The 24,644-nt window shown below is 59.0% G+C and carries 21 protein-coding genes; 11 read left to right on the top strand and 10 right to left on the bottom strand.

The features are described 5' to 3' along the window. Positions 1 to 120: 120 nt before the first annotated feature. Positions 121 to 1,449 carry a cytochrome c3 family protein gene (locus tag EI290_RS20130; RefSeq protein WP_125433443.1) on the bottom strand — a complete coding sequence of 443 codons (1,329 nt, stop codon included), beginning with the start codon at positions 1,447 to 1,449 and terminating at the stop codon, positions 121 to 123. A 405-nt stretch (positions 1,450 to 1,854) separates the two neighbouring features. Here EI290_RS20130 and rpsF point away from each other — a divergent pair, with 405 nt between their 5' ends. From rpsF to priA, 5 genes are all read left to right on the top strand, one after another. Continuing rightward, positions 1,855 to 2,229: a 30S ribosomal protein S6 gene (rpsF, locus tag EI290_RS20125; protein WP_125433489.1), complete on the top strand. Its 375-nt coding sequence runs from the start codon at positions 1,855 to 1,857 to the stop codon at positions 2,227 to 2,229. 5 nt (positions 2,230 to 2,234) lie between these two features. Next, a complete protein-coding gene (rpsR, locus tag EI290_RS20120; protein WP_044002832.1) occupies positions 2,235 to 2,486 on the top strand; it encodes a 30S ribosomal protein S18 in 252 nt (83 codons plus the stop codon). Positions 2,487 to 2,583: 97 nt separating this feature from the next. After that, positions 2,584 to 3,027, top strand: coding sequence for a 50S ribosomal protein L9 (rplI, locus tag EI290_RS20115; protein WP_125433442.1), 444 nt, complete (start codon positions 2,584 to 2,586; stop codon positions 3,025 to 3,027). 281 nt (positions 3,028 to 3,308) lie between these two features. Beyond that, positions 3,309 to 5,531, top strand: coding sequence for a GSCFA domain-containing protein (locus tag EI290_RS20110; protein ID WP_125433441.1), 2,223 nt, complete (start codon positions 3,309 to 3,311; stop codon positions 5,529 to 5,531). Positions 5,532 to 5,727: 196 nt separating this feature from the next. After that, positions 5,728 to 8,274 carry a replication restart helicase PriA gene (gene priA, locus EI290_RS20105; RefSeq protein ID WP_185817088.1) on the top strand — a complete coding sequence of 849 codons (2,547 nt, stop codon included), beginning with the start codon at positions 5,728 to 5,730 and terminating at the stop codon, positions 8,272 to 8,274. Positions 8,275 to 8,285: 11 nt separating this feature from the next. On the opposite strand, the gene EI290_RS20100 is transcribed toward priA, so the two are convergent. Both EI290_RS20100 and EI290_RS20095 read right to left on the bottom strand, forming a co-directional pair. After that, positions 8,286 to 9,065 (bottom strand): hypothetical protein, encoded by a 780-nt coding sequence (locus EI290_RS20100; protein WP_125433440.1) that lies wholly within the window; start codon positions 9,063 to 9,065, stop codon positions 8,286 to 8,288. A gap of 131 nt (positions 9,066 to 9,196) precedes the next feature. Then, positions 9,197 to 9,775: a hypothetical protein gene (locus tag EI290_RS20095; protein WP_125433439.1), complete on the bottom strand. Its 579-nt coding sequence runs from the start codon at positions 9,773 to 9,775 to the stop codon at positions 9,197 to 9,199. Between the two features lie 219 nt (positions 9,776 to 9,994). Between EI290_RS20095 and EI290_RS20090 the strand changes: the two genes are divergently transcribed. The 3 genes from EI290_RS20090 (at position 9,995) to EI290_RS20080 (ending at position 12,558) form a co-directional block, all read left to right on the top strand. Next, entirely contained in the window at positions 9,995 to 10,771 is a 777-nt protein-coding gene (locus EI290_RS20090) for a class I SAM-dependent methyltransferase (protein ID WP_125433438.1), read from the top strand. 141 nt (positions 10,772 to 10,912) lie between these two features. Beyond that, the gene (locus EI290_RS20085) at positions 10,913 to 12,154 is read left to right on the top strand and encodes an S-adenosylmethionine:tRNA ribosyltransferase-isomerase (protein ID WP_125433437.1); all 1,242 of its coding nucleotides are present in this window, start codon (positions 10,913 to 10,915) and stop codon (positions 12,152 to 12,154) included. A gap of 86 nt (positions 12,155 to 12,240) precedes the next feature. Continuing rightward, complete coding sequence (locus EI290_RS20080; protein ID WP_125433436.1) at positions 12,241 to 12,558, top strand: hypothetical protein; 318 nt, start codon at positions 12,241 to 12,243, stop codon at positions 12,556 to 12,558. A gap of 162 nt (positions 12,559 to 12,720) precedes the next feature. Here the strand turns inward: EI290_RS20080 and EI290_RS20075 are convergent, their stop codons facing one another. Both EI290_RS20075 and EI290_RS20070 read right to left on the bottom strand, forming a co-directional pair. Next, entirely contained in the window at positions 12,721 to 15,345 is a 2,625-nt protein-coding gene (locus tag EI290_RS20075) for a M14 family metallopeptidase (protein WP_125433435.1), read from the bottom strand. 233 nt (positions 15,346 to 15,578) lie between these two features. Then, positions 15,579 to 15,842, bottom strand: coding sequence for a hypothetical protein (locus EI290_RS20070; protein ID WP_125433434.1), 264 nt, complete (start codon positions 15,840 to 15,842; stop codon positions 15,579 to 15,581). A gap of 157 nt (positions 15,843 to 15,999) precedes the next feature. On the opposite strand from EI290_RS20070, the gene EI290_RS20065 reads away from it, so the two are divergent. Both EI290_RS20065 and EI290_RS20060 read left to right on the top strand, forming a co-directional pair. Further along, positions 16,000 to 16,473: a hypothetical protein gene (locus EI290_RS20065; RefSeq protein ID WP_125433433.1), complete on the top strand. Its 474-nt coding sequence runs from the start codon at positions 16,000 to 16,002 to the stop codon at positions 16,471 to 16,473. A gap of 149 nt (positions 16,474 to 16,622) precedes the next feature. After that, positions 16,623 to 17,786, top strand: coding sequence for a ribonuclease D (locus EI290_RS20060; protein ID WP_125433432.1), 1,164 nt, complete (start codon positions 16,623 to 16,625; stop codon positions 17,784 to 17,786). 221 nt (positions 17,787 to 18,007) lie between these two features. Here EI290_RS20060 and EI290_RS20055 read toward each other — a convergent pair whose 3' ends face one another. Continuing rightward, on the bottom strand, positions 18,008 to 18,334 hold the full coding sequence (locus EI290_RS20055) for a nucleotide pyrophosphohydrolase (RefSeq protein ID WP_125433431.1): 327 nt from the start codon (positions 18,332 to 18,334) through the stop codon (positions 18,008 to 18,010). A gap of 197 nt (positions 18,335 to 18,531) precedes the next feature. Beyond that, complete coding sequence (gene dtd, locus EI290_RS20050) at positions 18,532 to 18,975, bottom strand: D-aminoacyl-tRNA deacylase (RefSeq protein WP_125433430.1); 444 nt, start codon at positions 18,973 to 18,975, stop codon at positions 18,532 to 18,534. Between the two features lie 139 nt (positions 18,976 to 19,114). Between dtd and EI290_RS20045 the strand changes: the two genes are divergently transcribed. Further along, positions 19,115 to 20,602, top strand: a complete 1,488-nt coding sequence (locus EI290_RS20045) for an ArnT family glycosyltransferase (protein WP_125433429.1) — start codon at positions 19,115 to 19,117, stop codon at positions 20,600 to 20,602. An 87-nt stretch (positions 20,603 to 20,689) separates the two neighbouring features. On the opposite strand, the gene EI290_RS20040 is transcribed toward EI290_RS20045, so the two are convergent. The 3 genes from EI290_RS20040 to mltG all read right to left on the bottom strand — a co-directional run bounded on the left by EI290_RS20040 (position 20,690) and on the right by mltG (position 24,633). After that, a complete protein-coding gene (locus EI290_RS20040; RefSeq protein WP_125433428.1) occupies positions 20,690 to 22,069 on the bottom strand; it encodes a hypothetical protein in 1,380 nt (459 codons plus the stop codon). Positions 22,070 to 22,087: 18 nt separating this feature from the next. Next, positions 22,088 to 23,323, bottom strand: a complete 1,236-nt coding sequence (locus EI290_RS20035) for an OmpP1/FadL family transporter (RefSeq protein ID WP_125433427.1) — start codon at positions 23,321 to 23,323, stop codon at positions 22,088 to 22,090. A gap of 266 nt (positions 23,324 to 23,589) precedes the next feature. After that, positions 23,590 to 24,633, bottom strand: coding sequence for an endolytic transglycosylase MltG (gene mltG, locus EI290_RS20030; protein ID WP_185817087.1), 1,044 nt, complete (start codon positions 24,631 to 24,633; stop codon positions 23,590 to 23,592). Between the last annotated feature and the right edge of the window lie 11 nt (positions 24,634 to 24,644).

Raw genomic sequence — 24,644 nt, 5'->3', positions numbered from 1 at the left:
GACTTGGATTTTCGGTCCGGTAAGTCGCTAAGCAGGCTGTTTTGTAAAGGTAGGTGGGGCCTTGAGCGCCTTGGTTTCCGGATTGTTTACAGAAACTGAGGCGCCCAAGGCCCTAGCATACTAGTAGTGGCATTTCGAGCACTCCGTGCCGCCGTTCGACGATACGGTGAACGGCACAGCGCCATTCTCCGAGTCGTGCAACTTCACGAGGTTGTCGTAGTAGCCGTTGCCCTTGGTGTTGAGCGGAGTCTCGCGGTGGCAGTTGATGCACCAGCCCATGGTGAGGGGCGAGTACTGATATACAACTTCCATGTTCTGGATGGGGCCGTGGCAGGTCTGGCACTCAATGCCACCCACCTGCGTGTGCTGAGAGTGGTTGAAGTAAGCCAGATCGGGCAAATTGTGGATGCGCACCCACTGAATCGGCTGCTTGCGCTCAATGGCGCGGTAGATTTTCTTGATTTCAGGCGACTCGGTTTTGATCTGCGAGTGGCAGTTCATGCAAATGTTCGGCGAGGGAATATTGGCCGATTTGCTCTTATACACCGAAGTGTGACAGTAAGCACAGTTGATCTGGTGCTCACCCGCGTGCAGCTTGTGCGAAAAGGCAATGGGCTGCGTGGGCTGGTAGCCTTGCTGCAGACCTACCCCCATGGCTCCCTGAATGGTTTCATATAATACGGCCAGCACGAACACCGTTCCCACAATACCGCGTACTGCCGTCGATTTGTAGATTTTCGAGAAGTCGAAGCGCTGATCGATTACCTCCATGTCGCGGCCGTCGAGGTCCTTACGGCCCCGTAGCACGTCTTTCATGATGTTGGCAATGATAACCAGCGTCACCACTAGCACAATCAGCACCACCACCAACACAATCAGCAGGATATTCATCGCCTTGCCACCGTCGGCAGCATCGCCACCTGAAGTAGCAGTAGGATCACCTTCAGCTTTAGGGCTGTTATCGTTGCTAGGCTCTTTACCTTTTACGCCTTCCTGCGAGGTAGTATAGGCAATAATTGACGTAATTTCAGCATCTGACAGCTGGAAGCTGGGCATTTGCTGCTTCTGATACTGATTGAAGATTTTCACGGCGTACTCGTCGCCGCTGGCTACCAGCTTGCTGGAGTTTTTCACCCATGGAATAATCCAGGACATGGGGCGACGCTTGGTGATGCCAGCCAGGGCCGGACCAACTACCACCTCGTTTACAGCGTGGCATTGGGCGCAATTGCCTTTGAAAAGGGCGTCGCCGGCGGCAATAGCGGCAGCGTCACCGGTGGGGGCGCCAGCAGCGGCGGCAGGGGCAGCGGCCGCCGTAGCGCCGGGTGCCACGCCTGCTTTGCTCGGATCAGCTGCCGTGCCTTGCGCGAAGGAAGAACCTACACTGACAATCCACAGTGACAGAACGAGAAAGAGGCGGGAAAGGGGTCGTAGTCGGATGCTATCCATAGCACAATTTGACTGGAAAAAAGAAACGCGGGGGTGCTTCAAGGCCACAAATGTAGGTCGGGAAACCCAGAGAACAAACCAGCCCCGGCTAATTTTCGCCCTATCCCAGAAGCTTAGAACTATTCTAAAAAGCCGTGGTCAACAGGAAAGAATACCAATCGGGACGGTCGGTTTCGCCTGTAAGTTCCCCATCTGCCCGCAACCTATATACTAAGGTTTCGGGCCCAGGCTTACCTCCTCACAGGATACAGACAATCGGCTGACCGATAAGTTTTGGGTTTGATACTCAATTTCTTACCGCAAGGTATTTCCTGGAAAAAGACCGTACGGCCAGTAGCAGGTGCAATAAATTCTGTTATCTTTGCCCCCTCATTTAGTTTTTCACACAATTTTCACCCCGTCGTAATGGCAGTAAGAAATTACGAGACGGTCTTCATTCTGACTCCCGTGCTGAACGAGAGCCAAGTGCAAGAGACGGTCGAGAAGTTCTCGCAGGTGCTTAAGGAAAATAGCGCCGACATCATCAACACTGAAGCTTGGGGCCTCAAGAAGCTGGCGTACCCAATTCAGAAGAAAAACACTGGTTATTACTTCCTTGTGGAGTTCACCGGTGAAGGTAACGTGGTTGACACGCTGGAGCTGGCGTTCCGTCGTGACGAGCGGGTTATCCGTTTCCTCACTACTGTACTGGACAAGCATGCCGTAGCTTACGGTGAGCGTCGTCGTAAAGGCGAAATGAACCAGCAGAAAGTTAAACAATCGGAAGCCGTAGCCCAATAAGTACCATGAGCCTCGCCAACGAAAAGATCCACAAGCAGGATACCCGCAAGAAGTACTGCCGTTTTCAGAAGAACGGTATCAAGTACGTTGATTACAAAGACCCAAACTTCCTGCTGAAGTTTGTGAACGAGCAGGGTCGCATCCTGCCCCGTCGTATTACCGGCACCAGCCTGAAGTTTCAGCGCAAGGTAGCTCAGGCCGTAGCCAAAGCGCGCCACCTGGCCCTGATGCCCTACGTAACCGACTCTCTGAAATAAGTTTCTAGTTGCTGGTTGCTAGTTACTGGTTGATGCCCACGGACATTATGCCGGTAACTAAAAACCAGAAACCAGAAACCAGAAACTAATTTTCGACATGGAAGTAATTCTGAAAGACGACGTTAAAGGCCTGGGCTATAAGAACGACACCGTAACGGTGAAGCCGGGCTACGGTCGCAACTACCTGCTCCCGCAGGGTCTGGCCGTATTGGCCGACAAGACCAACAAGAAAATCGTAGCTGAAAACGTACGCCAGGCAGCTCACAAGGCTGACAAAATTAAGGGCGACGCACAGGCTATTGCCGACAAGATTGGCGACCTGGTGCTGGAAATTCCGGCAAAAGTGGGGGAAAGCGGCAAGATCTTCGGCCGGGTAACCACCCTGCAGCTGGCCGATGCCCTGAAAGCCAAAGGTGTTGAAGTAGACCGCAAGCGTCTGTCGTTCGACTCAGAGCCCGGCTCCGTAGGCGAATACACCGCCACGGCCGACCTGCACCGCGAGGTGAAGCACAAAGTACGTTTCAATGTGGTAGCTGAGTAGGCTGCTGTCGGCGAACAGTACATTCTACAGCGCCCGGTTGCTCCTGCAGCCGGGCGCTTTGCTTACACCCGTTTGCAAAGAAGCTCACGACTATTCCGGACCTTTGCGCGTACACGCTAGCTGCACCTGCAGCCCGCCAGTTGTATCGTCTGATCTTGTATTTTCGGCGGCATCTACTTCGCGTCGTGGGCGCGCGCCCAATGAGCAGCCGTGTTTGGCTGGCTGCGGGATGTTGAGTAGGTTGCCCGTCCGTTGGCCCGTTGCGGGCCGTATTACGTCCAATGTTTCGTACTGAACTACCGCTTACGCCTCATCCCCAACAGCTGCCGCATTCGGCCCGGGTGCTGACGATAGGCTCTTGCTTTTCGGATTCCATCGGCTCCCGCCTGCGGGAGTTCAAGGTGGCCACGCTCGTTAATCCGTTTGGGACAGTTTTTAACCCTATTTCCCTGTGCCGGCTCCTGCGGGCCGCCGCTGGAGAGGACATGGACTGGCAGCAGCACGTGGTGGAGGCCCGGGGCCGCTGGCAGAGCTATGACCTGCACGCTGAAATCGGGGCGGAGTCTCCGGTGGAGCTGCTCCAGCATATCCAAACGCTGACGCGGGAAGTGGGCGTGTTTCTGGCCACGGCTGACGCAGTGGTGCTAACGCTCGGTTCGGCCTTTGCCTACCGGCTGCGTGAAACCGACGAAATTATCAGCAACTGCCATAAAGTACCGGCCGAAAAGTTCGACAAAGAGCTATTGACGGCCGATGATATTATTGCGGCGGTGGCCGAAACCCATGCCTATCTGCGGCGCATCAATCCGCGGCTGCGGTTTATTCTGACGGTAAGCCCGGTTCGGCACCTGAAGGACACGCTGGTACTGAATTCGGCCAGTAAATCCATGTTGCGGGTGGCCTGCCACTACCTCAGCGAGCTGCTGCCCGACGTTACCTACTTCCCGGCTTACGAGCTGCTGCTGGATGATTTGCGGGATTACCGCTTCTATGCGGCCGATATGCTGCACCCCTCCGAAGTAGCCGAAAACTACATTTGGGAACGGTTTACGCGCACCTACTTTGATGCCGCTTTCGGGCGGTTCAAAAAAGAATGGGAAAGCATCCGGCTAGCCCTGGGCCACCGCCCTCTGCACGCTGCGGCCCCAGAGCACCGGCAGTTTCTGGAAAGTACCCTGGAGCGCCTACACCGCCTGGATAAGCAGGCCGATGTGCGCATGGAAGTACTGCACCTGGAGCGGGAAATTGCCGCCCTTCCTCTGTCACCTACCCCGCCCGAGCCGGAACCAGAGGAAGAGGACGACGAGGAGCGTATTGATATTGGTGATGACGCCAATGCATCGTCGGCCCAGGCTACTTTAACCCGCCACGGCCAAGGTGTATTACTGGAAGCCGATAACGACGACGATGAAGAACCGGCTCAGGATTTTGGTACCCCGGAAGCAGCCTACGACCATGCCTACGCGGCCGGGCTGGCTGATGAAGAAGATAACAAAGAAGAGGGGAGCGAAGTAGCCGGAGAAGAAACCGGGGAAGACCCGGTGCGCCGGAAGAAGCGCCGCTCCCGCGGAGGCGCTAAGCGCACCAAACGCAAGCATGCCCGTTTGGCTGCCGAAGCTGCTGCTACTGTTGAACCCGCCGAATCAACGGTTACCGTTGCTGCGCCTGCCCCGGAGTCCGCCCCAGACCTGGAACTAGAGGAACCGGCAGCCACCCCGGCTATTGTGTACATCCGGGAAGAGGACCTGCGCCAGTCAGCTCCCGTACTGGCTCCCGAAGCTCAAACTCCAGACGATACCACCGAATTTACCCCAGAGGAAGCGCCGCGCCGTAACCGTAACAACCGCCGCAACAAGCGGGAACGACCACCCCGCACGGAACCTCGCTCGGGCCGGCCGCCGCTATACAGTCCGCAGACTGATGCGGCTGGCAGTGCGCCTACAGAGCCGAACGGGGTGCCAGCAGCCGTTTCTTCCCAACCCGAGCCCCAGCCCACCGCTGTACCCGAGCCCGTACAGCCCATGCCGCTACCGGAGCCTCAGCCAGCTACCGAGGCTTCAGCCTCTGCTTCTCGCCCCAAGCGTACTTCTGCCAGTCGTAGCCGGGCCGGAAAGAAAGCAACGCCCACGCCGGTTGAAGTAGCGGCGACGCCTTTGCCCGTGGCAGAACCTATAGCTGCGCCGGTAGCTGCGGCCACGCCGCCGGAAGCAGATGCACCGGTTGCGGCTCCCAAGGCCCGTCCGCGCCGCAAGCCGGCCAAAGCAGCCTTACCCGCTCCTGATCCGGCACCACCGGTCGAAGTTGCGCCCTTGCCCGCCGCCCCGGCAGCAAAAGGCCCAACTCGTAAACGGGCTCCTCGCAAACCGGCCGCAACGGAAGCCGTTACCCCGGTACCAGAGGTGCCTGCGGCTACGGAGGAGGCAGTTAGTGCAGCACCCAAACGCAAGCCCCGCCCTCCGCGCCGCAAGCCGGCCACGGATGCTCCAGCCCCCGAAAACAATTAAGCAGAAACCCGGCCCCCTGTAGCCGGGTTTCTTGTTTACTGGGCACATCGTGTGCGCAGGAAGAACAGTGGCCCCGTATCTTTACCGACCGGGTCCGGATGTTTGCCGGGCAGCTGTACGGAAATGAGTTTTCAGCCCCGGGTCTGATTTTTATTGCTTTAAATCGGGAGAAGCGCTGGCTTCTTCTTTTCTGCCTTTGAGCCTGACGTTTGACTTTGTGCAGCCCCAGCCCGAACCGGCCGCTGACCGCGTAACGCTGTTTGCGGACGTGATTCTGCCTCTGCCGCTGCCCAAGCTATATACCTACCGCGTCCCCTTCGAGCTAAACGACCAGGTGGTGATTGGGGGGCGCGTAATTGTGCAGTTCGGGGCCAAGAAAACCCTGAGCTGCATTGTGGCCGCCGTGCACGAGAATCCGCCCAAGGAGTACCAGGCCAAATACATTCTGGAGTTCATTGATGATGCCCCAGTCGTGACCCAGCCCCAGCTGAAGCTGTTTCGCTGGATAGCCGACTACTACCTCTGCACGCTAGGGGAAGTCATTAATGCGGCCTTGCCTTCGGCCCTCAAGCTCAGCTCAGAGAGCCGCGTGCAGCTGCATCCGGCGTTTGAGGCTGACACCAACCCCTACCCGCTAAGCGAGCAGGAGCAGAAAGTGGTGGATGCACTAAGTACCGGTGAAGAAGGCAAGTCCCTGACGTTTACGGAGGTGGGTGAGCTGCTGGGCATTGCCTCCTTTCATAAGTACATCAAGTCCCTGATGCAGAAGGACGTGGTGTTTTTATTCGAGCATCTACAGGACAAATATTCGCCGAAAGTGGTGAAGAAGGTGCGGCTGGCCCACGCCTACATTGCCGAAGCGGCCCTGGAGCAGCTGTTTGGGCAGCTGGCCACCAAAGCCAAGCAGCTGGACGTGCTGATGCGCTACCTGCAGAAGGTGCCGGTGTATCAGAATGAGCACGCCAACCATCGGGGTATTGAAAAGGCCTACCTCACTGCGGCACCCCACCTCTCGCCTTCAGCCGTGAATACCCTTATCAAAAATGGGGTGCTGGAGCAGTTTGATCAGATTGTGTCGCGCTTTCCACTGGACGAGGACGATGCGGAGGCTAAAATCCATTTTACCCTCAGTGAAACGCAGCAGGAAGCCCGGCAGGACATCATGCGTCAGTTTCAGGACAAGGATATTGTGCTGCTGCATGGCGTGACGGGCGCGGGGAAAACGGAAATCTATATCGACTTGATTAAGCAGGCCCTGGACGGGGGCGGGCAGGTGCTGTATCTGTTACCCGAAATTGCCCTCACGGCCCAGATTGTGACCCGGCTGATGCGCGTATTCGGCTCCCGCCTGGGCGTGTACCACTCCAAGTTTTCTGACAACGAGCGGGTGGAAGTGTGGAACGGGGTGCTGTCGGGGCGGTTTCAGGTGGTAATTGGGGTCCGCTCGGCCGTGTTCCTGCCCTTCGATAATCTGGCGCTGGTTATTGTGGATGAGGAGCACGAATCCAGCTACAAGCAGTACGACCCGGCCCCGCGCTACAATGCCCGCGAAGTAGCCCTGATGATGGCCAACTTTCAGGGGGCTAAAACCCTGCTGGGGTCGGCCACGCCCGCCGTGGAAACCTATTACCAGGCACGCGCCGGCCGCTACGGCCTGGTTTCCCTGACCAAGCGGTTTGGGGAAGCCGGTTTGCCGGAGGTAGAGCTGGTAGACACCCGCAAGAGCCGGGAGCAGAAAACCATGCTCAATCACTTCACGCCGGAGCTGATGCAAGCCATGGAAAGTAAGCTGGCCCAGCAGGAGCAGGTAATTCTGTTTCAGAACCGCCGCGGCTATGCGCCCTTCATCAACTGCCTTGACTGCGGCTGGATACCTAAGTGCCAGAGCTGCGCCGTGAGCCTAAGCTACCACAAGCACAGCCACGAGCTGCGCTGCCACTACTGCGGCTACCACGAGCGGATGTACACGCAGTGCCCGGCCTGTGGCTCGCGCAACGTAAAAACGGTGGGCTTCGGTACCGAGAAGCTGGAGGACGACCTGAAAGTGATGCTGCCCCAGGCCAACGTGCAGCGCATGGACCTGGACACTACCCGGGCCAAAAATGCCTATCAACAAATCATAGCTGATTTCGAGAAGCAGAACACCAACATTCTGGTAGGGACGCAGATGGTGACCAAGGGCCTGGACTTTGCCAACGTGAGCCTAGTGGGCATCATCAACGCCGACAGTATCATTCACTACCCCGATTTCCGGGCGCACGAGCGGGCCTTTCAGATGTTTGTGCAAGTGAGCGGGCGGGCGGGCCGCAAGGGTAAAAAGGGCCGCGTCATCATCCAGACCGGAGACCCGGAACAGGTGATTTTCGACAAGGTAATCCGCAACGACTACCTGGAGTTCTACGAGTACGAGATTCTGCAGCGGCGGGAGCATGGCTATCCACCTTTCGTGCGTATCATCCGCCTCACGGTAAAGCACATGGATGCCGTGGTAGGCGAACGAGCCGCCATTTTACTCACGCAGGAGTTGGTGGACCGGTTAGGACGGGAGGCCGTGCTGGGTCCCGAAGCGCCATACATCTTCCGGATCCGTAACTTCTACCTGCAGGAAATTACCATCAAACTCAGCCGGGAGCACACCGTCTTACGCGCCGCTAAAGCTGATATTCTGGAGGCTATGAACGTAGTGCGCGACCAGAAGGAATTCAAGCAGGTGCGCCTGGCTGCCGACGTGGACCCGATGTAGCACTGCGAAACTCAAGTTGCCGCTACTCCGAGGACCAGACCAATAAGCAGCAATACGAGTCCGGGCAGCCCAAAGAACAAGAGGCCATACGCACCCAGAAGCGCCCCTCCCAGCATCAACAATGCGCCTGCTAACAAAATCCCTATGCCCAGTTTGCGTAGGGGCGGATTACTCAGCTGCTTATCAGAGGGCGTGGCATTAGTTGGCGCGGCAATAGCACTGCCTTTTCGTCTTGCTTCACGCTTTGCCCTCTGACGGCCGTTTGGGCCCTGAAAAAACAGCATTGCCACACCTACTGGTAGAATGGTGAAAGCCATCAGGCTCAGCATAAGCCCTGACCAATCGGTGCCACTTCTTTCCTCTCTGTCTGAAAGCACCGCAAGTGTAACGAGGCTACCAAGTATGGTAGCTCCCCCGGCAACATTTATGGCGGTGGTTGCAGGATCGGGCGGAACGCCGCCCGAAGGCAGCTTACTATTCACAGGGTAACCGACTAACGTATCGGTACCTGATATTACCAGCGTGGGCAGTGGTTTTTTTGGTTTTTTAGCGGCGGTGCGAGACGTATCGGCCAGCAGGTTGGCTGGCTTGCGCGGCGCTGGTACCCGGATAGATTTTGCACGTGAAGACACTGGCTCAGGCTTAGCAGCGGCAGTGTTGGAATGCGGTGGTGCAACAACCTGTAATGCTTGATGTTGCACGGCAGGCAGAAATAGGGGCAGTCGAGCACTCTGGCAGGCACTCAGGCACAGGCTGCATAATAGCACAATCAATAATCGGAGCGTATCCATCAGAGCGAGTAGCGTTGTATAGAATCTAGTTGGACTTATTATTGATCCAGCAATATAGATTTTTAGTCATAAAAAAATGCCCTGATATACACCAGGGCATCTTTTATAGGAAAGAGCAGGTCTCAGATAGCCTATACCTCGTCGAGCAAGCCAAGTACAATGAAGACAATACCGATGATGGCAATAACAGTACCCAGAATCGGAATCAGTAAACCGACCAGGATACCAATCAGCAACAGAATGATGCCCAGCTTGATGTTGCGGCTGATGGCGTTAGCCTCGTCTGCCGAAGCGGCTTCTGATTTCTTGCTAACCTGAGTTTTGGCGGCCAGCTTATTTGCCTTTTTCGTCAGCTTGGCTACCAGCGCCTTCTGAGCAAAATTCATTTTGGGTGCTTTCGCTACCGGCGCAGTCTTCTCGGCTTTGGCAGGAGCGGCAGCAACGGCGGCATTCTCGGTGGTTACAGGAGCGGGAGCAGCGGCAGGTGTGGCGGCCGGGGCAGCAGCTACTGCTTCGGTTGGGGGTGTGGCAGGCGTGGCAACTGCTATTTCATTGGCGGCTGGGGCTACCGTAACAGCACGCTGGGTGCCATGGTAAGCCGACGACGTTTTGGGCAGCATGGCGTATTCGGCACGGTTGCAGCTGGTCAGGGCCACAGCTACGGCAGCAACGGCCGTGAGCTTGTGCAGGATTCCGGACAGGTGTTTCATAGGGAAAAGAGTTTGGTGAAGAGAATGAAAACAGGCCTTGTACGGACGAATGTAGAAGAAAGACAACAAAAAAATGGCTTTTCACTATGTATTACTGACTTTCTGCCACTTACGTAGCGCAAAAAACAAATTCTCTGCTACTACGCACTAGGCCGCACCCCGCCGAACGCTTCTGCCCTGCCGAATGTTGAAGCAGCACCATTACTTTGCATCGTGCATATGCCCTTTTCCAAAAAGTCGTTGCTGCAGATTAGTGCAGCCGGGTTGCTGGTAAGCCCTTTGGCTTGCACGCAACCGCTTACCGAGAGCACCGCAGCTCAGCTTACCGAAGCGCGGCGGCAGGCGCTGCCCGACTCCAGTGGCTATGAGCGCCGGGCCCCGCAGGACCTGAACGGCATTGGCAAGTACTACCTGGGCCGGCAGATTGCGCACGTAATGGGCCACGAAGGCGCCGCCTGGCTGGAGCGCTCTGACCGCCAGCAAGAAGAAGGAACGGACATTCTGCTGCGGGAGTTGAAGCTCAGACCCACCGATGTGGTAGCCGATATTGGGGCAGGCACGGGCTTTTTCACCTTTCGTCTGAGTCCTTTAGTGCCCCAGGGCAAGGTGCTGGCCGTGGATATTCAGCCGGAAATGCTGACGGCCCTGCGCGAAACCAAAGACCGCCTGCAGGCCCACAACGTGGTACCCGTGCGGGGTACCACCAGCAACCCTAACCTGCCCGAAAAGGCGGTAGATGTAGTGCTGATAGTGGACGCCTACCACGAATTCGACCACCCACGGGAAATGATGCGGGCCATCCGCAACTCGCTTACGCCCACCGGTCGGGTTGCCTTGGTGGAGTATCGCGCCGAGGACCCAAAGGTCCCCATCAAGCGCATTCACAAAATGAGTATAGCTCAGGCCCGGCGCGAAATGGCGGCTATTGGCCTGCGCCTCACCGATTCCGTTGAATCGTTGCCGCAGCAGCACCTGCTCATTTTTCGGCGTCAGTAAAGCCGTGTTGCCCTTCCGAAAAGCCGCTCTGTCATTTCAACTAACGGGAGGAATCTGGGTTAGTCATGACTAGAATTCACCCAGATTCCTCGTGCTGCTCGGAATGACAGCTGAGGCCGAAGCATGTACCTTTGCGGGCCTATGTCAGCTTCTGCTCCCGACCCCCGCCAGCTTTCCATTCACGATTTTACTTACCAGCTGCCCCCGGAACGTATTGCCCCGGAGCCCTTGCCAGCCCGCGACCAGTCCAAACTACTCCTGTACCACCAAGGCGTCATCCGGGACCAGTCATTCCGGGAGTTGCCGGCGCTGCTGCCACCGCGCAGTCTGTTGGTATTCAACGATACAAAAGTGGTACGGGCCCGGCTGTTTGCCCGGCGGCCAACGGGAGGTATAGTTGAGCTGTTTTGCCTGGAGCCGGTTGCACCGCAGCGCGCCATTGAGCCTGCTATGCAGCAAACCGGCAATTGCGTGTGGAAGTGCTTGGTTGGTAACGGCAAGCGGTGGAAAGAAGGGCCTGTTACACTGGAATTCAACGCACAGAACCAACCGGCCTTGCTCTCAGCTGAGCGCATAGAGCAAGGTGAAGGGTACGCGCTGATTCGTTTCAGCTGGGAGCCGGCCGAGCTACCTTTTGCCGAAGTACTGCGCGGGGCGGGCCACCTTCCCCTTCCCCCCTACCTGAACCGCACCGATACGGATGTGGATGCCATCCGGTACCAAACGGTGTACGCGGCGCACGAGGGCGCAGTGGCAGCCCCTACGGCGGGTTTGCACTTCTCCGATGCCGTCCTGGCCGACCTGGCCGCCCGTCGGCTGGAGTCGGTGCGGGTAACGCTGCACGTGGGGGCCGGTACGTTTCAGCCCGTAAAAGCTGCCTCCATGCAGGGGCATTCTATGCACGGGGAGGCCATTAGCGTAACGGCGGCCACGCTGCGCCAACTGCTGGCTCATTTGCCGCACCCTGTTATTCCGGTAGGTACTACTAGTCTGCGTACACTGGAAAGCCTGTACTGGCTGGGCGCACGCCTGGTGCAGGAGCCGCATCTGGCCCCAACCTGGCATGTAAGCCAATGGCAACCCTACGAAGACCAGCCCGCAGTACCCGTTGCCGATGCGCTCCGGGCCCTACTGCACCAACTGGAGACTACTGGTGAAGAAAGCCTGACTGCCACTACTCAACTGTTGATTGCGCCGGGCTACCAGTTCCGGCTGGTACAGGGACTCATCACCAATTTTCATCAGCCCGAAAGCACGTTGCTGCTGCTGGTAGCAGCCCTCATTGGGCCCGATTGGCAGCGGGTGTATGACCATGCCTTGCGCCACGACTATCGGTTTCTGAGCTACGGCGACTCTTCCTTGCTTTTGCCACAAGGTAGTTAGCAGAAGCAGTTAGCGGCCCACTGCACAACTATTTTTAGCTGCCCCGTATAAGGACATCAGATTTCAAGTTCAATCTGACTCCCCTTATGAAAAAGATACTGCTTCTGGCTGCCGCCGTAGTTTTCTCGACGGCCGCCTTCGCCCAAGGCGATAAGACAACCGTCCGCGACGAAACCACCGGTGCCAAAACCACCGTTACGGAGCGCGACAACGGTACCGTGAAAGTAGAGTCTCGCTCGGGCCGCACTAAAGCCGGCCAGAAGGCCTACAACACGAAGCAAGATGTAAAGTATGCTGGCAAGAAAACCGGCACTGCTGTTGAGAAAGGCGCCAAAAAGACTGGCCAGGTAGTAAAAAAAGGCGCTAAAGCCGTGAAAAATAAAGCAGAGGACGTAGTCGACTAAGACCACTGCTTCTACGGAATTCACGGATTCTGTGGACGGTTACCAGCTACGGTATACTCAGTCCGATAATCTGCACAAAAAAGGCTTGCTCTGTAGCAAGCCTTTTTTGTGCAAAAACAAAACGGCCACGAAATCCGCGGAAAATCCGTGGAAGCAGTGGTTTTATTGGCCCACCAGGAATACGGCGTTGCCGAACAGCAGCTTGCCACCCTGCCAGAACGCCCGGAACAGGGGGTTGTCGCCGAGGTAGACTACCTGGCCCCGGCCCAGGTCCTGAGTACCCAGTACGAAGCTGTCGGTGAGGGCACGCTGGGCCTTGCGGCCGGCAAAGCCGGCGGCGTAGCTGTCTTTCTTCAACACACCTACGTTCCAGCCACCTTTGGGCAGAAAACGGTAGTTGGGCACGTCGCGCAGCAGGGCGTAGTACGTGTCGCCGTACCCGAAGGCCAATGGGTGGGTGTTATCCAACTGCACCCGGTATACGCTGCCCTGCACCCGCTCTCCTATTTCCTCTCGCTCAGCATCGGCGTAGCGGCGCAGGGCGGTGTAGGGGCTGGCTTTACGGCTAATGGCGGCTGAGTCGGCGGGCTTGGGCTTGAGCAGAAAATCTTTGGAGCCAGCCAGAAAGCGCGCGGCTCCTTCCAGCGCAATCAGGCGGCCCCCGCCCCGCACCCAGGCCTTCACGTTTTCCAGCCCCCGGTCCGTAAGTACTTCATCGTAGCGGCCGTCGGGCAGAATGAGCACATCGAATTTGCTGAGCGGCACGCTGTTGAAGTAATCGGTACCTAGCACGGTAACCGGGTAGCCTACCTGCTGCTCGAAGAAGTGCCAGACCTCGCCGAAGGCAGTGGCATCCACCCCAGTACCCGCCAGAATAGCCACGTTAGGCATTCTCAGGGGCCGTACCGAGCGGGAACCCAGGTCGCCGCCCGTGGTGGAAAGGCCCGACTGCACGGCCTGCACCAGTACGCCGGCCGAGTCGGCCTGAGCGTGTACCAATTGGTCGAAGCGGGTTCCTAGCCGCTCGTTGCCGGTACGCGGAATAATGAGGGTACCCCGCTGGTATTTCTGGCCCTCGGTTTCAAACGGCTCCTCAGCCACCCGAATTTTCACCCCCTGTTGCAGCAGCCGGCTCAGAAAGCGTACATCCTGCAGGTTGTTCCAGCGGGCCAGGTAGGCGTAGGGCGTGTTGGGTTGTTGGTTGTTGGTTGTTGGTTGTTGGCTTGGGAGAGCTGGAGCCAGCTTGCCGCCTTTCTCCACCACCGTAGCCACGGCGGGCCGGGAGCTGGTGGTTTGTACCTGGTTTTTCAGAGCATAGCCTTTCAACCCGAAGGCGTAGGGCAGGGACCAGGCCGTAAGGTCGTAGGTGAGCGAGTCTTCCAATTGGGCCTGGGGCTCAAACAGCACCTTTACCAGCGTCGATTTGGGCTGATACATGCTAATGACCACGTCGCGGGGCTCAACTTGCACGTTTTCCGTTTTGCCGGTAGTGTAGTTATAGCCCGGCTGCCGGCTGCGCTTGGTGGCAAAGCCGTAGCTGATCTGCTGCCGGTCGAGGTACTGGGTAAGGGCGCGCACTTGGCCAGGGTCGGAGGAGCCGGCCAGCACGTAAGCTTTGTACTCGCCCCGGGGCTTGGTGCGGGCATCGGTGTAAAACTTCTGAAACTCCCGCACCAGCTCCTTGTGTCGTTCGGCGGCGGCCTGCATGGTGGCCAGGCTGGTGGCGTGGTGGTGCTCGATGCGCTGGGCCAGGGTGAGCGTGTCGCCGTCGGCTTTCAGGTAGCTGAGGCCAGCCGGGCCGCCCCCACCCTGCTCATAAGTCATGCCAATGGCCCCGTTGAAGCTGGGCCAGGTGTCGCCGTAGAAGGGAGCAAACAGGTCGTAGGTTTCGCGGGTGAAGTAGAGCCAGTTATTCTTATCAAACACGCGGCGGTTATAGTCGCCGATAATGTTCTGAAACTTGCGCTGCCACTCGGTCAGGTCGGCATGAAAGGGCTTGGCGGCCGGCGAGAAGTAGTAGGGGTTGTTGGGCCCCATTTCGTGGAAGTCGGCGTGTACCTGCGGCAGCCATTGGTTATACACTACAATGCGCTGCCGGCTTTCCTGCTGGGTTTGCCAGGCCCAGTCCCGGTTCAGGTCGAAGTAATAATGGTTGTAGCGGCCACCGGGCCAGGGCTCATGGTGCTCCCAGCCCAGGGGCGAAGCATTGGGCCGCTGGTTGGCCACGCGGTTGTACCACTGCGCGTACCGGTCGCGCCCGTCGGGGTTCACGCAGGGGTCCACGATGACGACCAGGTTCTGCAGCCACTGCTGTACCTGCTGGTTTTGCGGGTCGGCCAGGTCGTAGAGCACCTGCATCACGGCCTCCGAGGATACTGCCTCGTTGCCGTGCACATTGTAGCTCAGCCACACCACAGCGGGCTGGTTGGTAGCCGCCGAGCCATCTTCCAGACTAGCCAGGCGCAGGTTGTTGCGGCGGATATCCTCCAGCTTGGCCATGTTTTCGGGGGTGGCCACGTACACCAGCTCCAGCGGCCGGTTTTCGTAGGTGCGGCCATAGCGCTGCTGTTTCAGGCGGCCGGGGCTGTGCTGCACCACGTGCGCTACGTAGCGCAGCAGTTCGGCGTGCGGGGTGAAACGGGTGCCCAACTCGTAGCCCAAAAACTGGCGGGGCGTCAGCAGCGGCCCATCGGCAGGGGTATCAGATTGAGCAGCGGCACACGGCGCCCACAACAACAACAACAAAAACAGCCAGGCAACACTGGTAAAACGAGGAGTAGGTAGCACGAGCGAAAAGCGGGTTGGCCCGACACAGCAGGCGGTGCAGAAACTGGAAACCAAAGAAAGCGGAAAACCCGGCAGTAAGGAACAGCCGGGCCAGTTTGAAATATCCTTTACCACTACCTCACCCAGTCAGGGTCCTTTCCCCATCTGCAGTTACTGCTGCCCAAAAGCGGCTTCGGCTTTCTGAAATGATCCGCAGACTCTCCGCTAACCTCGCTTATGCAGCCCTTGCCAAGCTACAGCCGGGCCACGTTGGCATAATCCAGGTCTTTGGTTTTCTCATATAGATCATACTTCACTTTCTCCACTACCCCGCGACCAAACAGGCTGATACCGGCATTGAAGATGGTGAGGGCGGCTGTACCGGCTGCCACCCATTCGGCAGTCGGGTGGCCGTTGCGTTTTTTGTCGGCAGCCCATTGTATCAGGCAGCTACCTAGTCCAATCACAACCAACCCCGTCGGGGCAAAAACCAACCATTTTTCCTTGTGCGTCATCATTGTGGGGAGAGAGATGAAAAGTAAGGCACAAACCGTCCGACAAGAGAGCTTGTTTAACGGCTTCACCTTACACAATCGTACCTTTGTGCTGTGGGGTTACAGAAGGCCCCAATTATATTTTGCCAACCGCTGTAAAGTTGGCCTTTAGGTGCTCCCTATGCTTGTTCCTCCTTACCAGCGGCTCTTGCAGCTGGCCTTTCCCCAGCCGGCCGATGCCACCCGCTACCTCTCTGCCACAACCCTGGCAGCGTACCGGGCGTTCGAGCAGGCCGACCCCGCCGATATTGCCTTCCGCTTCGAGCGGGTGCGCCTGGGCGTAGCCCTGGCCCTGATGAAGCTTCTCTCCGACCTTGGCGACCTGGAGGAGGCCCGCACTGTGCTGGACGTGCTGCACCGGGCCCTGAAAGCGCCTTCGGTTAGCGCCATCGACAGTACCATTCAGAAAGATGCGGCTACGTTTGAGCGCCTCTACGCCGATTTGTACGTGAATGAGGAAGGGGAACAGCTGCTGCACCTCTTCGAGCGGACCCTGGATGCCGACTCCCAGCCGCTGATGGACGACGTGATTCGGGAGGCGCTACGGCTGGCTCCCACGCTGGATTTCAGCCACCTCACCGAGGAAGACGAATAACCCACCCGGGAGCAAAACCTACTTCTGGCCGCCCGGCTGGTACCTGGCCTCATGGGCTGGCTGGCTGGTTTCAGAAGTACCCGCTTCCTACCTTTACCTCAACTTGCTGCCCTCTTTTCAGCATTTCACTTTTCGACCGCCTGTATTTAATGCCTGATATCCAGTATATCACCGATGCCGCTGCCGTTCTACAGGCCGTACAAGCTCTTCAAGCGCAGCCCCGCGTCGCCATCGACCTGGAGTTTGATGACATGCGCCACCGCTACGGGCGCAATCTGGCCCTGATCCAACTCTTTGATGGTCATTTAGTATACCTCATCGACCCGCTGGCCCTCACCAACCCAGCCCAGGAGTTGGAACCCCTCTGGACCATCCTGCGCGACCCGGCGGTGGCCAAGGTATTCCACAGCTGCAAGTCCGATATTCTGCTGCTGGATGAGCTCTACAACGTGCACGTGCGCAATATTGTAGATACCAGCGTGCAGTATACTCTACTGGCCGAGGCCGACAACAATATCTCCCTGGGCCGCCTGATTCAGCAGGAGCTGGGCCTTGAGGTAGACAAAGGCGAACAAAAATCCAACTGGTTGAAACGCCCCCTCACGGAGGCTCAGATGCAGTACGCCGCCAACGACGTATTGTACCTGTTTGAGCTGACGGACCGGCTGGAGGCTAAGCTGGCTGCCCTGGGCCGCACCGCCTGGGCCGCGCAGGAAAACGAAGCCCTGGAGGAAGTGCGCTACACCCGCGACGAGCGGCCTTACCTGCGTCTGGCCGGCAAATACCGGATTCAGCCCCAGGAGCTGCCGATGTTCCGGGACCTGTTTTTGCTGCGCGATGAAGTAGCCCGCTACATCGACCGGCCAACGTACATGGTAGCCAGCAACGACCGGCTGGCCGAACTTACGCGCCTGCCGGTTACCAGCTCCGGCCACTTGCGCAATGCCCCGGGTCTGCACCCGGAACTCAAGCGCAGCCCCTTTGCCGAGCGCCTGGTGAACCTGGCCACCGAGGACCGGGCCCCGGAACCCGCTACGCCCGCTGAGCAGAGGCGCTTCCCATTCCGGCGCCGCCTGACCGGAGCCAAAGCCGCCCAGGCCGACGCCCGCGAGGCGCTGCTGATGGCCCTGAAAACCCACCTGGCCGAAGACCACAGCCCAATTATGGCCAACCTGGTACTCAGCAACCGGCTTATTGCCGACATCGTGGAGTTGGGTGCCGACCAGTCGTTGCGGCCCTGGCAACGGGCGCTGCTGCTGGAAACGGCCCACAAGCACAACCTGGATTTTCAGCTGATTGCCCAGCCCTTCTGAATCACAGATGAAGGGATAACGCAGATTTTTTTCTGTTGATGCTATTCCTAATACAGCAGGCCGCCCATAATGGGCGGCCTGCTGTATTTACACTCTCTGACCTGCGGCTAAACAGTGCTACCTGACTAAGCTGTGTGATGATCCACACGCTCTAGGACAAGCCGGGCTGTCTGTGCCGAATAAACCTGCGTCATCCACCACATCGGCGGGCATCTGTAGATTCAGTGCAGCTTTTCGTTTTTCTGGTGCCGGGTGGCGTCGCGCTGGGTTTTCTTGGTGAGGTTGCGCTGTAAGGCTTCCGTGAGGTTTACGCCGGTCTGGTTGGCCAGGCAAATCACCACAAATAGCACATCGGCCAGCTCATCAGCCAGCACCTTGTCTTTGTCGGATTCCTTGAAGGATTGCTCCCCGTACTGGCGGGCAATGATGCGGGCCACCTCCCCGACTTCCTCGGTGAGCATGGCCATATTGGTCAGCTCATTGAAATACCGCACCCCGGTGGTCCGGATCCAGTGGTCGACGGTTTGCTGGGCTTCTTCGATGGTCATGGTGGATTGTTGATTTGGGGTTGTTTTGTTGTCCTGAACAGTGCGGAGGGCTTTCTGGATGGTTAAACGCCTCCATTCAAATGGTTCACCGCCGCAGGCGCAGAGGGTTTTGCGGAGGTGGGCAGAAGTCGCGTTGGCGTCAGCTGGTTACTCGTCAACACTTCCTGCGCAAGTCCAGAACAACCAACAACCACCCATCAAACCGAGTCCAGCACAATTGTAACCGGTCCGTCGTTGAGGAGTTCCACCTGCATGTCGGCCCCGAACTCGCCGGTGGCTGCCGGCCGCCCCAGCAGGTGGCCTATCTGCTGCACGAACTGCTGGTAGAGCGGAATGGCAACAGGCGGCGGCGCGGCCCCGGTGTAGCTGGGTCGGTTGCCTTTGCGGGCGTCAGCGAGTAGGGTGAACTGGCTTACCACCAGTATTTCCCCCTCAACATCCTGCACCGAGCGGTTCATTTTACCCTTTTCATCCGAAAAAATCCGCATCTGCACCAGCTTGCGGGCCATCCAGTCGAGGTCAGCGGGGGTATCGGTAGGGGCAAAACCGGCCAGCACCAGCAGCCCCGCCCCAATCTGGCCGGTTACGCGGCCCTCCACGGTTACGCGGGCTTCCCGCACACGCTGCACAACAACACGCATAAACAACAAAAGGGAAAGAGGTATGGGCACTTAGGAGCTTAAACTAGGGTGCAAGTACGCTGGAATTGGTCGGAATCGGCAATATTCGGGGGCTACATACCCCACTGCCGGCTGCTCCGGCTGTTTTCCGCTGCTACTGTTGCCACCGTCTCTCCCCTCCTTTTCGGCGTATTCGCAGCGGCTCTGGCTGCTGGCGGCCCTGGCGTTGCTGGTACCCGTACGTTTGTACGGCCTGGCCGCCGCCGCCCTGCCCGATTACGACTCGGTGCGGAACTGGCAGATTGTGCAGGAAGTAGCCCAGGGGCAGCTCCAGCACCTGTTTCATCACGGCAGCCCGTTGTTTGCGCTGGTGTACGCGCCGGTGGCCTGGCTCACCACCAACTACCGGGTATTTCAGCACCTTAACGCCTTGGTGGCCGTGGTGGCCCTGGGCATGTTGGCCGGCTTTGTGGCCCGTACCTTCCGCCTGCCCGGCTGGCAAACCGGCTTGCTGGTGCTGCTCATGGGTACCAGCGTATTTCTGACTTTCTCGGGCCGGGATTTTACCATGAGTTCCTGGAGCCTGGTGTGCTTTGCCGGGTTGCTGGAGGCCTACTACCGGCGCCTGCAGCAGCCCGCGGCCCGCACTCTGTACCGCGCCGTAGGTTGGCTGGTGCTGGGGCTCTGCTTCAACTATAAATTCCTGCTCACATTGCCCATTCTGGCGGTGCTGGAGTGGTGGCAGGCCGACGGGCTCTGGCGGCGCAGGGGCACGTGGTGGCAGGTGCTGGCGCTGCTGATGCTACCCTACATGGTGCTCGGGGCCGTGGGCGTTGCCGCTGGCTTGCCTTGGTACCTGTGGCCGGCCATCTACTACAAAATTGCTTTCCCCGATGCCGCCAATGCCGCCGGCCGGGCCGCCACGCTCCACCCCGATTTTCTGTACTACCTGCGCTACCTCCAGGATTTTGAATCGGGACTGGTGTGGGTGGGGCTGCTGGGGCCGCTCTGGCAGCTGCGGCGGACCCGGCGCGGAATGGCCCTACCGCCCGAGCTGTATCTGGCCAGCTGGGGTTGGTGCCTGCTGGCCGGCATGTCGTTGCTGGTGAAAGCGCCGCGGGGGCTGCTGTGGGCCTACGGGCTGTGGTACGCGCTGGCCCTGCTGCAACTGCGGCGGCTGCCGGCGCCCCTGCTGGCCGGGCTGCTGCTGGCGGCCATCGGCCTGAATATGCACCGGATTCAGCGCGAAATCTACGCCTACTCGCCCACCAACTACCCGGCGTTGGCGGCTTGGCTGAAAGGCAACGGCGCAAGTCCGGTTGCCAGCACCGTGGGGCTGGGGTTTGCGCCTTTCTGGATGCCCGCTCACACGGTCAGGGCAGTAAACGACGAACAGCAGTTGCAAGACCTAGAGCGCCAGGGCTTCCGCTACGTGCTGCTGGACAGCTACTGGCGGGTAGCCAATGTGCCACGGTTCCAGAAACTCCGGCAGCAACAGCCCGTGGCCGCCTGGCCGGAGCCGATGCTGACTTCCCCCCTGCTGTTCCTGGAGCATTCGGAGTTTACCGGCCTGGGCTACGCCGAAACGCTGCAGCGGCAACAAACCGCCGCCCACGATTCGCTTCAGCTACGCCTGTTGCCGCTGTAGTACGCCGCTTCGGCAACGTTGGGGTTGCCAAAAACGCAACAAGGCCCCACCGAAGCAGGGCCTTGCTACTGTTCGTCGGTTGAGAACCTACTGCGGGCGGGCCGTAGTCGGCAGTGAGTTAGGGTCCACGAACGGGATATTTGCCTGATAATTTGCGTTGATGACCTTGATGAAAGTGTTGGCCAGCAAGGCATTACCGCGGGGAGTGAGAGAGTACAAATCCAGCGAGTAGAAATTACCCCGCACCGGCTCCGAGGAATATTCCACCCCGTTTACTGAAATACGGCGGTTCACCTGGGTAAACAGCTCATCGTCCAGGTTTACGGTGGGCAGCTTGTACACAGTTTTGGCCAGCCGGTCCAGCTCCGTATTCAGCGCAACCAGCGGTGAGTTTACCCGGCTGAACTCAAAGTAATCCAGCACGTCGCGGCGCACCAGGGGGTTGCGTTTGCTCAGGCCATAGCGGGCTGTTACGGTGGTGCCGTTGGGCAGCGTTATCTGCTCGGCCGCCCCCAGGCGGGCCAGACCAGCCGGCAGAATAAAGTCGCCGGCATCAATGGCGCGCACCACGTTGGCCGGGGCCGAGCGCACATAGATGGAATCGGGGCTGGCACCCTGCGTAAGCGTCCTCCGGATGCCGTCTTTGCCGCCCAGGCGCAGTACCGGCAGGTTCTGGAGCGTGGGCAGCAGCGCAATTACGCCCTTACGGCTGTTGCTGGTGAGGCGGTCCAGCACCTTTTTCGCGTTGGCGTTCAGCGTGGTCGTATTCGGAAAGCTCCCACATTCGCCCCCGCTCAGTACGTACGGCAGGGCATCACCCAACCCCATAAAGAAGGTGAAGAACGAAGCCGAAGCGGAGGCATCAGTTACTGCCTGCAGATAAGTGCGGTTGTCGTTGGCAGGCAGCAGCCGCTCGAAGTAGGGGTTGAAGGAGCCCGTACGGCTCTGGTTGGCCGTGTTGCCTAGGCCAGCTACTTCTATCTGGGTGAGGCCCAGGCCCGGCACGCCCAGGTTCTGGCTGAGCGGCGACGAAGCCGCTTGAGCGTACAGAAACGTAGTATCAGGTCCGCCACAGGCCGTAGGGTTGGCAAAGAAGCTGCCGCGCACGGCCCGGCCGCGCGTTACGCGGCTGGTTTGCGGCAGGCCCCGGTCATCAATACCCCGTAGCGTGAGGTAGCCGGTGCCAGTACCCGCCGGCAGCAGCCCCTGTGTGAAGCTGGCCTCCGGGTTGAGGCGGATAATCTGCCGGGCAATCAGGGCTGGGTAGGCGTATTCCTGGCTGGTAGCTGTCAGGCCCCCGTCGCTGAGGCCGGCGGTATAGCCGTCGCCCACGGCCAGGTACTTGGCCACATCCAGAGTACCCGCGTTTGGCGTGGGCTCCGATTGGTCGGGGGTGCAGCCAGCGAGCAAAGTGCCGAAAGCCAGTGGCAGTACGGCGGAACGCAGAGAAAAACGGTGCAGGTGCATGAGAAAAGGCCGGAGCAGTTAGTTCTTGGAGCCAAACGAGTAGGAAACCCCGGCCGACAATGTGTGTACCAGGGTGCGGTAGGTACCCGCAATGTTCGGCGACTGATATTGGGTGCGATTCACGCGGGCGGTGCGCTTGCCGGTTACATCCAGTCCGTAGCCCAGGTCCAGCAGCAGCCGGTTCAGGCGTAGGCTGGCGCCCAGCGAGCCGCCCAGCCGGTTGCCATCGGGCAGCTCCGGCGAAATGTATTCGTCGCGGATGGGCGTTTCGTCGTAGCTCACACCTGCCCGCAGCAGCAAGTCGTTGGAAACTGTATACTCCCCGCCCACCCGAAACGACATGGCATCTTCATAGCGGCGGCCGGTTCGCACGTGCGGGCCGGCCTCGGTGCGGAAGTTGAGTGAGTCGTAGCTGCTCCAGCCGGTAAGCGTAAAATCGAAGGTAACCAGCAGATTTTTCGTCATCTGGTCGGCCAGGCCCACAGCTAGCCCGGAGGGCAGCTTCAGGCGGGTAGCGAAGCTGGAGCTAGCCGGGTAGCGGCTGGCATCCAGAGCCGGAATGTTGGTATACTCGGCCGTGCCGTTGTCCATTTTCAGCGCAACCGGCCCCCGGTAGCTAATGCCAAACGACAGGTCGTCGCCGGTGCGGCCGTACATGCCCACGCTATAGCCAATGCCGCTGCCGCTGGCCTCGTAACGGGCCGTAGCCCCCAGGTCGTCGTACTGGCCCAGGCCCCGCTCCCGCTTCAGTTTCCCGTAGGCGTAGATGAAGCCGGCTCCCAGGCTGAAGTTCTCGTTGACTTTGAAGGCTGCCGTAGGCTGCACGTACACCGTGCGGAGGCTGGCCGAGCGCACCAGGCTACTACCCTCCCACTGATCGGGCCAGCGGGTATCATAGCCGAAGGGAGTGTTGATGCTCAGGCCCACCTTAAACCGGTCGGAAACCGGGTGGGTGGCGTAGAAGTAGCCTCCCGGCTGAATGGTAAAGTCCTGTACCGTCTGCCGGCGCGAATCGGCTCCCAGAAACGAGGTGGTGCGGGCCGTGCCCAGCCCACCAAAGCTCAGGTGCGTAAGCGAATCCAGATGCCCCAGAATGCCGGGATTATAAAAAATGGCCGACGCATCGCGGGCATAGGCAGTAGCGGCACCGCCCAGGCCCACCAGCCGGGCGCTTTGGGGGCCGTTCTGGAACCCGCCCGCCAGGGCTGCACTGGAAAGAAATAAAAAACCAACGGAGAGGAAACGTCGCGTCATGCAGGCAGTTTTTCGGATAATAGGCTGCAAAGGTAGCTGGAATTCAGCTGAATGTTGAGGGAATTGAGGACGAGGTGAGGGGTGATAAAAGTATGAGGGAACAGGCAACAGGTCATGCGGAGCGGAGCCGAGGAATTTCACGTGCTGATGGCGCCAGAGTATTCCAACCTCAGTATGCAAGTTGCTTCAGCTCCTGGCTTGATGCGCTGCCTACTTCTGCCTGACGGTTCACTTGCTACCTGTCACCTAATCCCGCCATCATCTCATCACCGCTTCACTCCCAGGCTGTCGAGCCAGTGCTGGTAGCGGCGGGCGTTTTTCTTGTGCTCCGCGAAGGTTTCGGCGAAGTCAGAAAAGCCGCTGCCGCCGGGGCGGGCGCAGAAAAACACGTAGTTGTGCCGGGCCGGCTTCAGCACCGCGTCGAGACTCTGGCGGTTAGCCGAAGTGATGGGACCGGGCGGCAGCCCCTTGTGCTTGTAGGTGTTGTAGGGCGAATCCACCAGCTTGTCCTTGTTCAACACCCGTTTCACCCCAAAATTGCCGATGGCCCAGAGCAGCGTGGGGTCGGCCTGGAGGCGCATTCCGCGGCGCAGGCGGTTGAGGTAAGCCCCGGCAATGAGCGGCTTATCGGTTTTCTGAGCGGTTTCGCGCTGCACGATGCTGGCCAACACGTGCACCTCAGCAGGGCTCAGGCCCAGCGAATCGGCGCGGCGGCGGCGCTCCGGCGTCCAGAAGCGGCGGTGGGTAGCGGCGGCCGAATCCAGGAACTGCCGGGCCGAGGTGTTCCAGAGCAAACGGTAAGCCCCCGGTAAAAACAGGGTCAGAATAGAGGTTGTATCGAGCTGGTAGCGGCGCTGCAAGTCGGCGTTATCCTGCAACAGCCGGCGCAGGCTTACCGAATCCGTTTCGAGCTGGCGGGCAACTTGCCGGGCCAGCTGCGGCTTGTACTTGAAGGCGTCGAGAGTGAAAGCCACCGTGTCCTGCTCACCCCGGCTCAGCAGTTCCACCAGGGCCCGGTTGCCCAGACCCGGCCGCAGCAAGTAGCGCCCCGGCTGTACCCGCGCCGGGTAATTCTGCCAGCGAGCTACCCTATCAAACGTGGCCTCATCGTGCAGCAACTCATACTTGCGCAAGGAGTCCAGCACGGCCTCGTAGCCGGTGCCCGTGCGGATGTACAGGTAAGCCGGCCCAAACGCTGAGTACCGCACGTTAGGCTTCCAGAGCACGTACCACGCCGCACCCAGCCCCGCCAACACGGTCAGGCTCAGAGTCAGCAGAAAAATCAGCCAGAAGCGACGGGAAGTCGTCAAATTATGAATGA

The organism is Hymenobacter metallilatus, from assembly GCF_003944705.1.
Taxonomy (GTDB): domain Bacteria; phylum Bacteroidota; class Bacteroidia; order Cytophagales; family Hymenobacteraceae; genus Hymenobacter; species Hymenobacter metallilatus.
The sequence above is the reverse complement of the archived record's forward strand: the minus strand, read 5'-3'. Positions and strand labels throughout refer to the sequence as shown.

What these genes read in the sequence shown, in the direction of transcription:
- EI290_RS20085 (WP_125433437.1), top strand. Translation starts at nt 10,913, where the DNA reads ATGTCAGCTTCTGCTCCCGACCCCCGCCAGCTTTCCATTCACGATTTT.
- EI290_RS20090 (WP_125433438.1), top strand. Translation starts at nt 9,995, where the DNA reads ATGCCCTTTTCCAAAAAGTCGTTGCTGCAGATTAGTGCAGCCGGGTTG.
- rpsR (WP_044002832.1), top strand. Translation starts at nt 2,235, where the DNA reads ATGAGCCTCGCCAACGAAAAGATCCACAAGCAGGATACCCGCAAGAAG.
- EI290_RS20055 (WP_125433431.1), bottom strand. Translation starts at nt 18,334, where the DNA reads ATGACCATCGAAGAAGCCCAGCAAACCGTCGACCACTGGATCCGGACC.
- rplI (WP_125433442.1), top strand. Translation starts at nt 2,584, where the DNA reads ATGGAAGTAATTCTGAAAGACGACGTTAAAGGCCTGGGCTATAAGAAC.
- EI290_RS20060 (WP_125433432.1), top strand. Translation starts at nt 16,623, where the DNA reads ATGCCTGATATCCAGTATATCACCGATGCCGCTGCCGTTCTACAGGCC.
- EI290_RS20095 (WP_125433439.1), bottom strand. Translation starts at nt 9,775, where the DNA reads ATGAAACACCTGTCCGGAATCCTGCACAAGCTCACGGCCGTTGCTGCC.
- dtd (WP_125433430.1), bottom strand. Translation starts at nt 18,975, where the DNA reads ATGCGTGTTGTTGTGCAGCGTGTGCGGGAAGCCCGCGTAACCGTGGAG.
- EI290_RS20130 (WP_125433443.1), bottom strand. Translation starts at nt 1,449, where the DNA reads ATGGATAGCATCCGACTACGACCCCTTTCCCGCCTCTTTCTCGTTCTG.
- EI290_RS20110 (WP_125433441.1), top strand. Translation starts at nt 3,309, where the DNA reads ATGTTTCGTACTGAACTACCGCTTACGCCTCATCCCCAACAGCTGCCG.
- EI290_RS20035 (WP_125433427.1), bottom strand. Translation starts at nt 23,323, where the DNA reads ATGACGCGACGTTTCCTCTCCGTTGGTTTTTTATTTCTTTCCAGTGCA.
- EI290_RS20100 (WP_125433440.1), bottom strand. Translation starts at nt 9,065, where the DNA reads ATGGATACGCTCCGATTATTGATTGTGCTATTATGCAGCCTGTGCCTG.
- EI290_RS20070 (WP_125433434.1), bottom strand. Translation starts at nt 15,842, where the DNA reads ATGATGACGCACAAGGAAAAATGGTTGGTTTTTGCCCCGACGGGGTTG.
- EI290_RS20040 (WP_125433428.1), bottom strand. Translation starts at nt 22,069, where the DNA reads ATGCACCTGCACCGTTTTTCTCTGCGTTCCGCCGTACTGCCACTGGCT.
- EI290_RS20080 (WP_125433436.1), top strand. Translation starts at nt 12,241, where the DNA reads ATGAAAAAGATACTGCTTCTGGCTGCCGCCGTAGTTTTCTCGACGGCC.
- EI290_RS20065 (WP_125433433.1), top strand. Translation starts at nt 16,000, where the DNA reads ATGCTTGTTCCTCCTTACCAGCGGCTCTTGCAGCTGGCCTTTCCCCAG.
- rpsF (WP_125433489.1), top strand. Translation starts at nt 1,855, where the DNA reads ATGGCAGTAAGAAATTACGAGACGGTCTTCATTCTGACTCCCGTGCTG.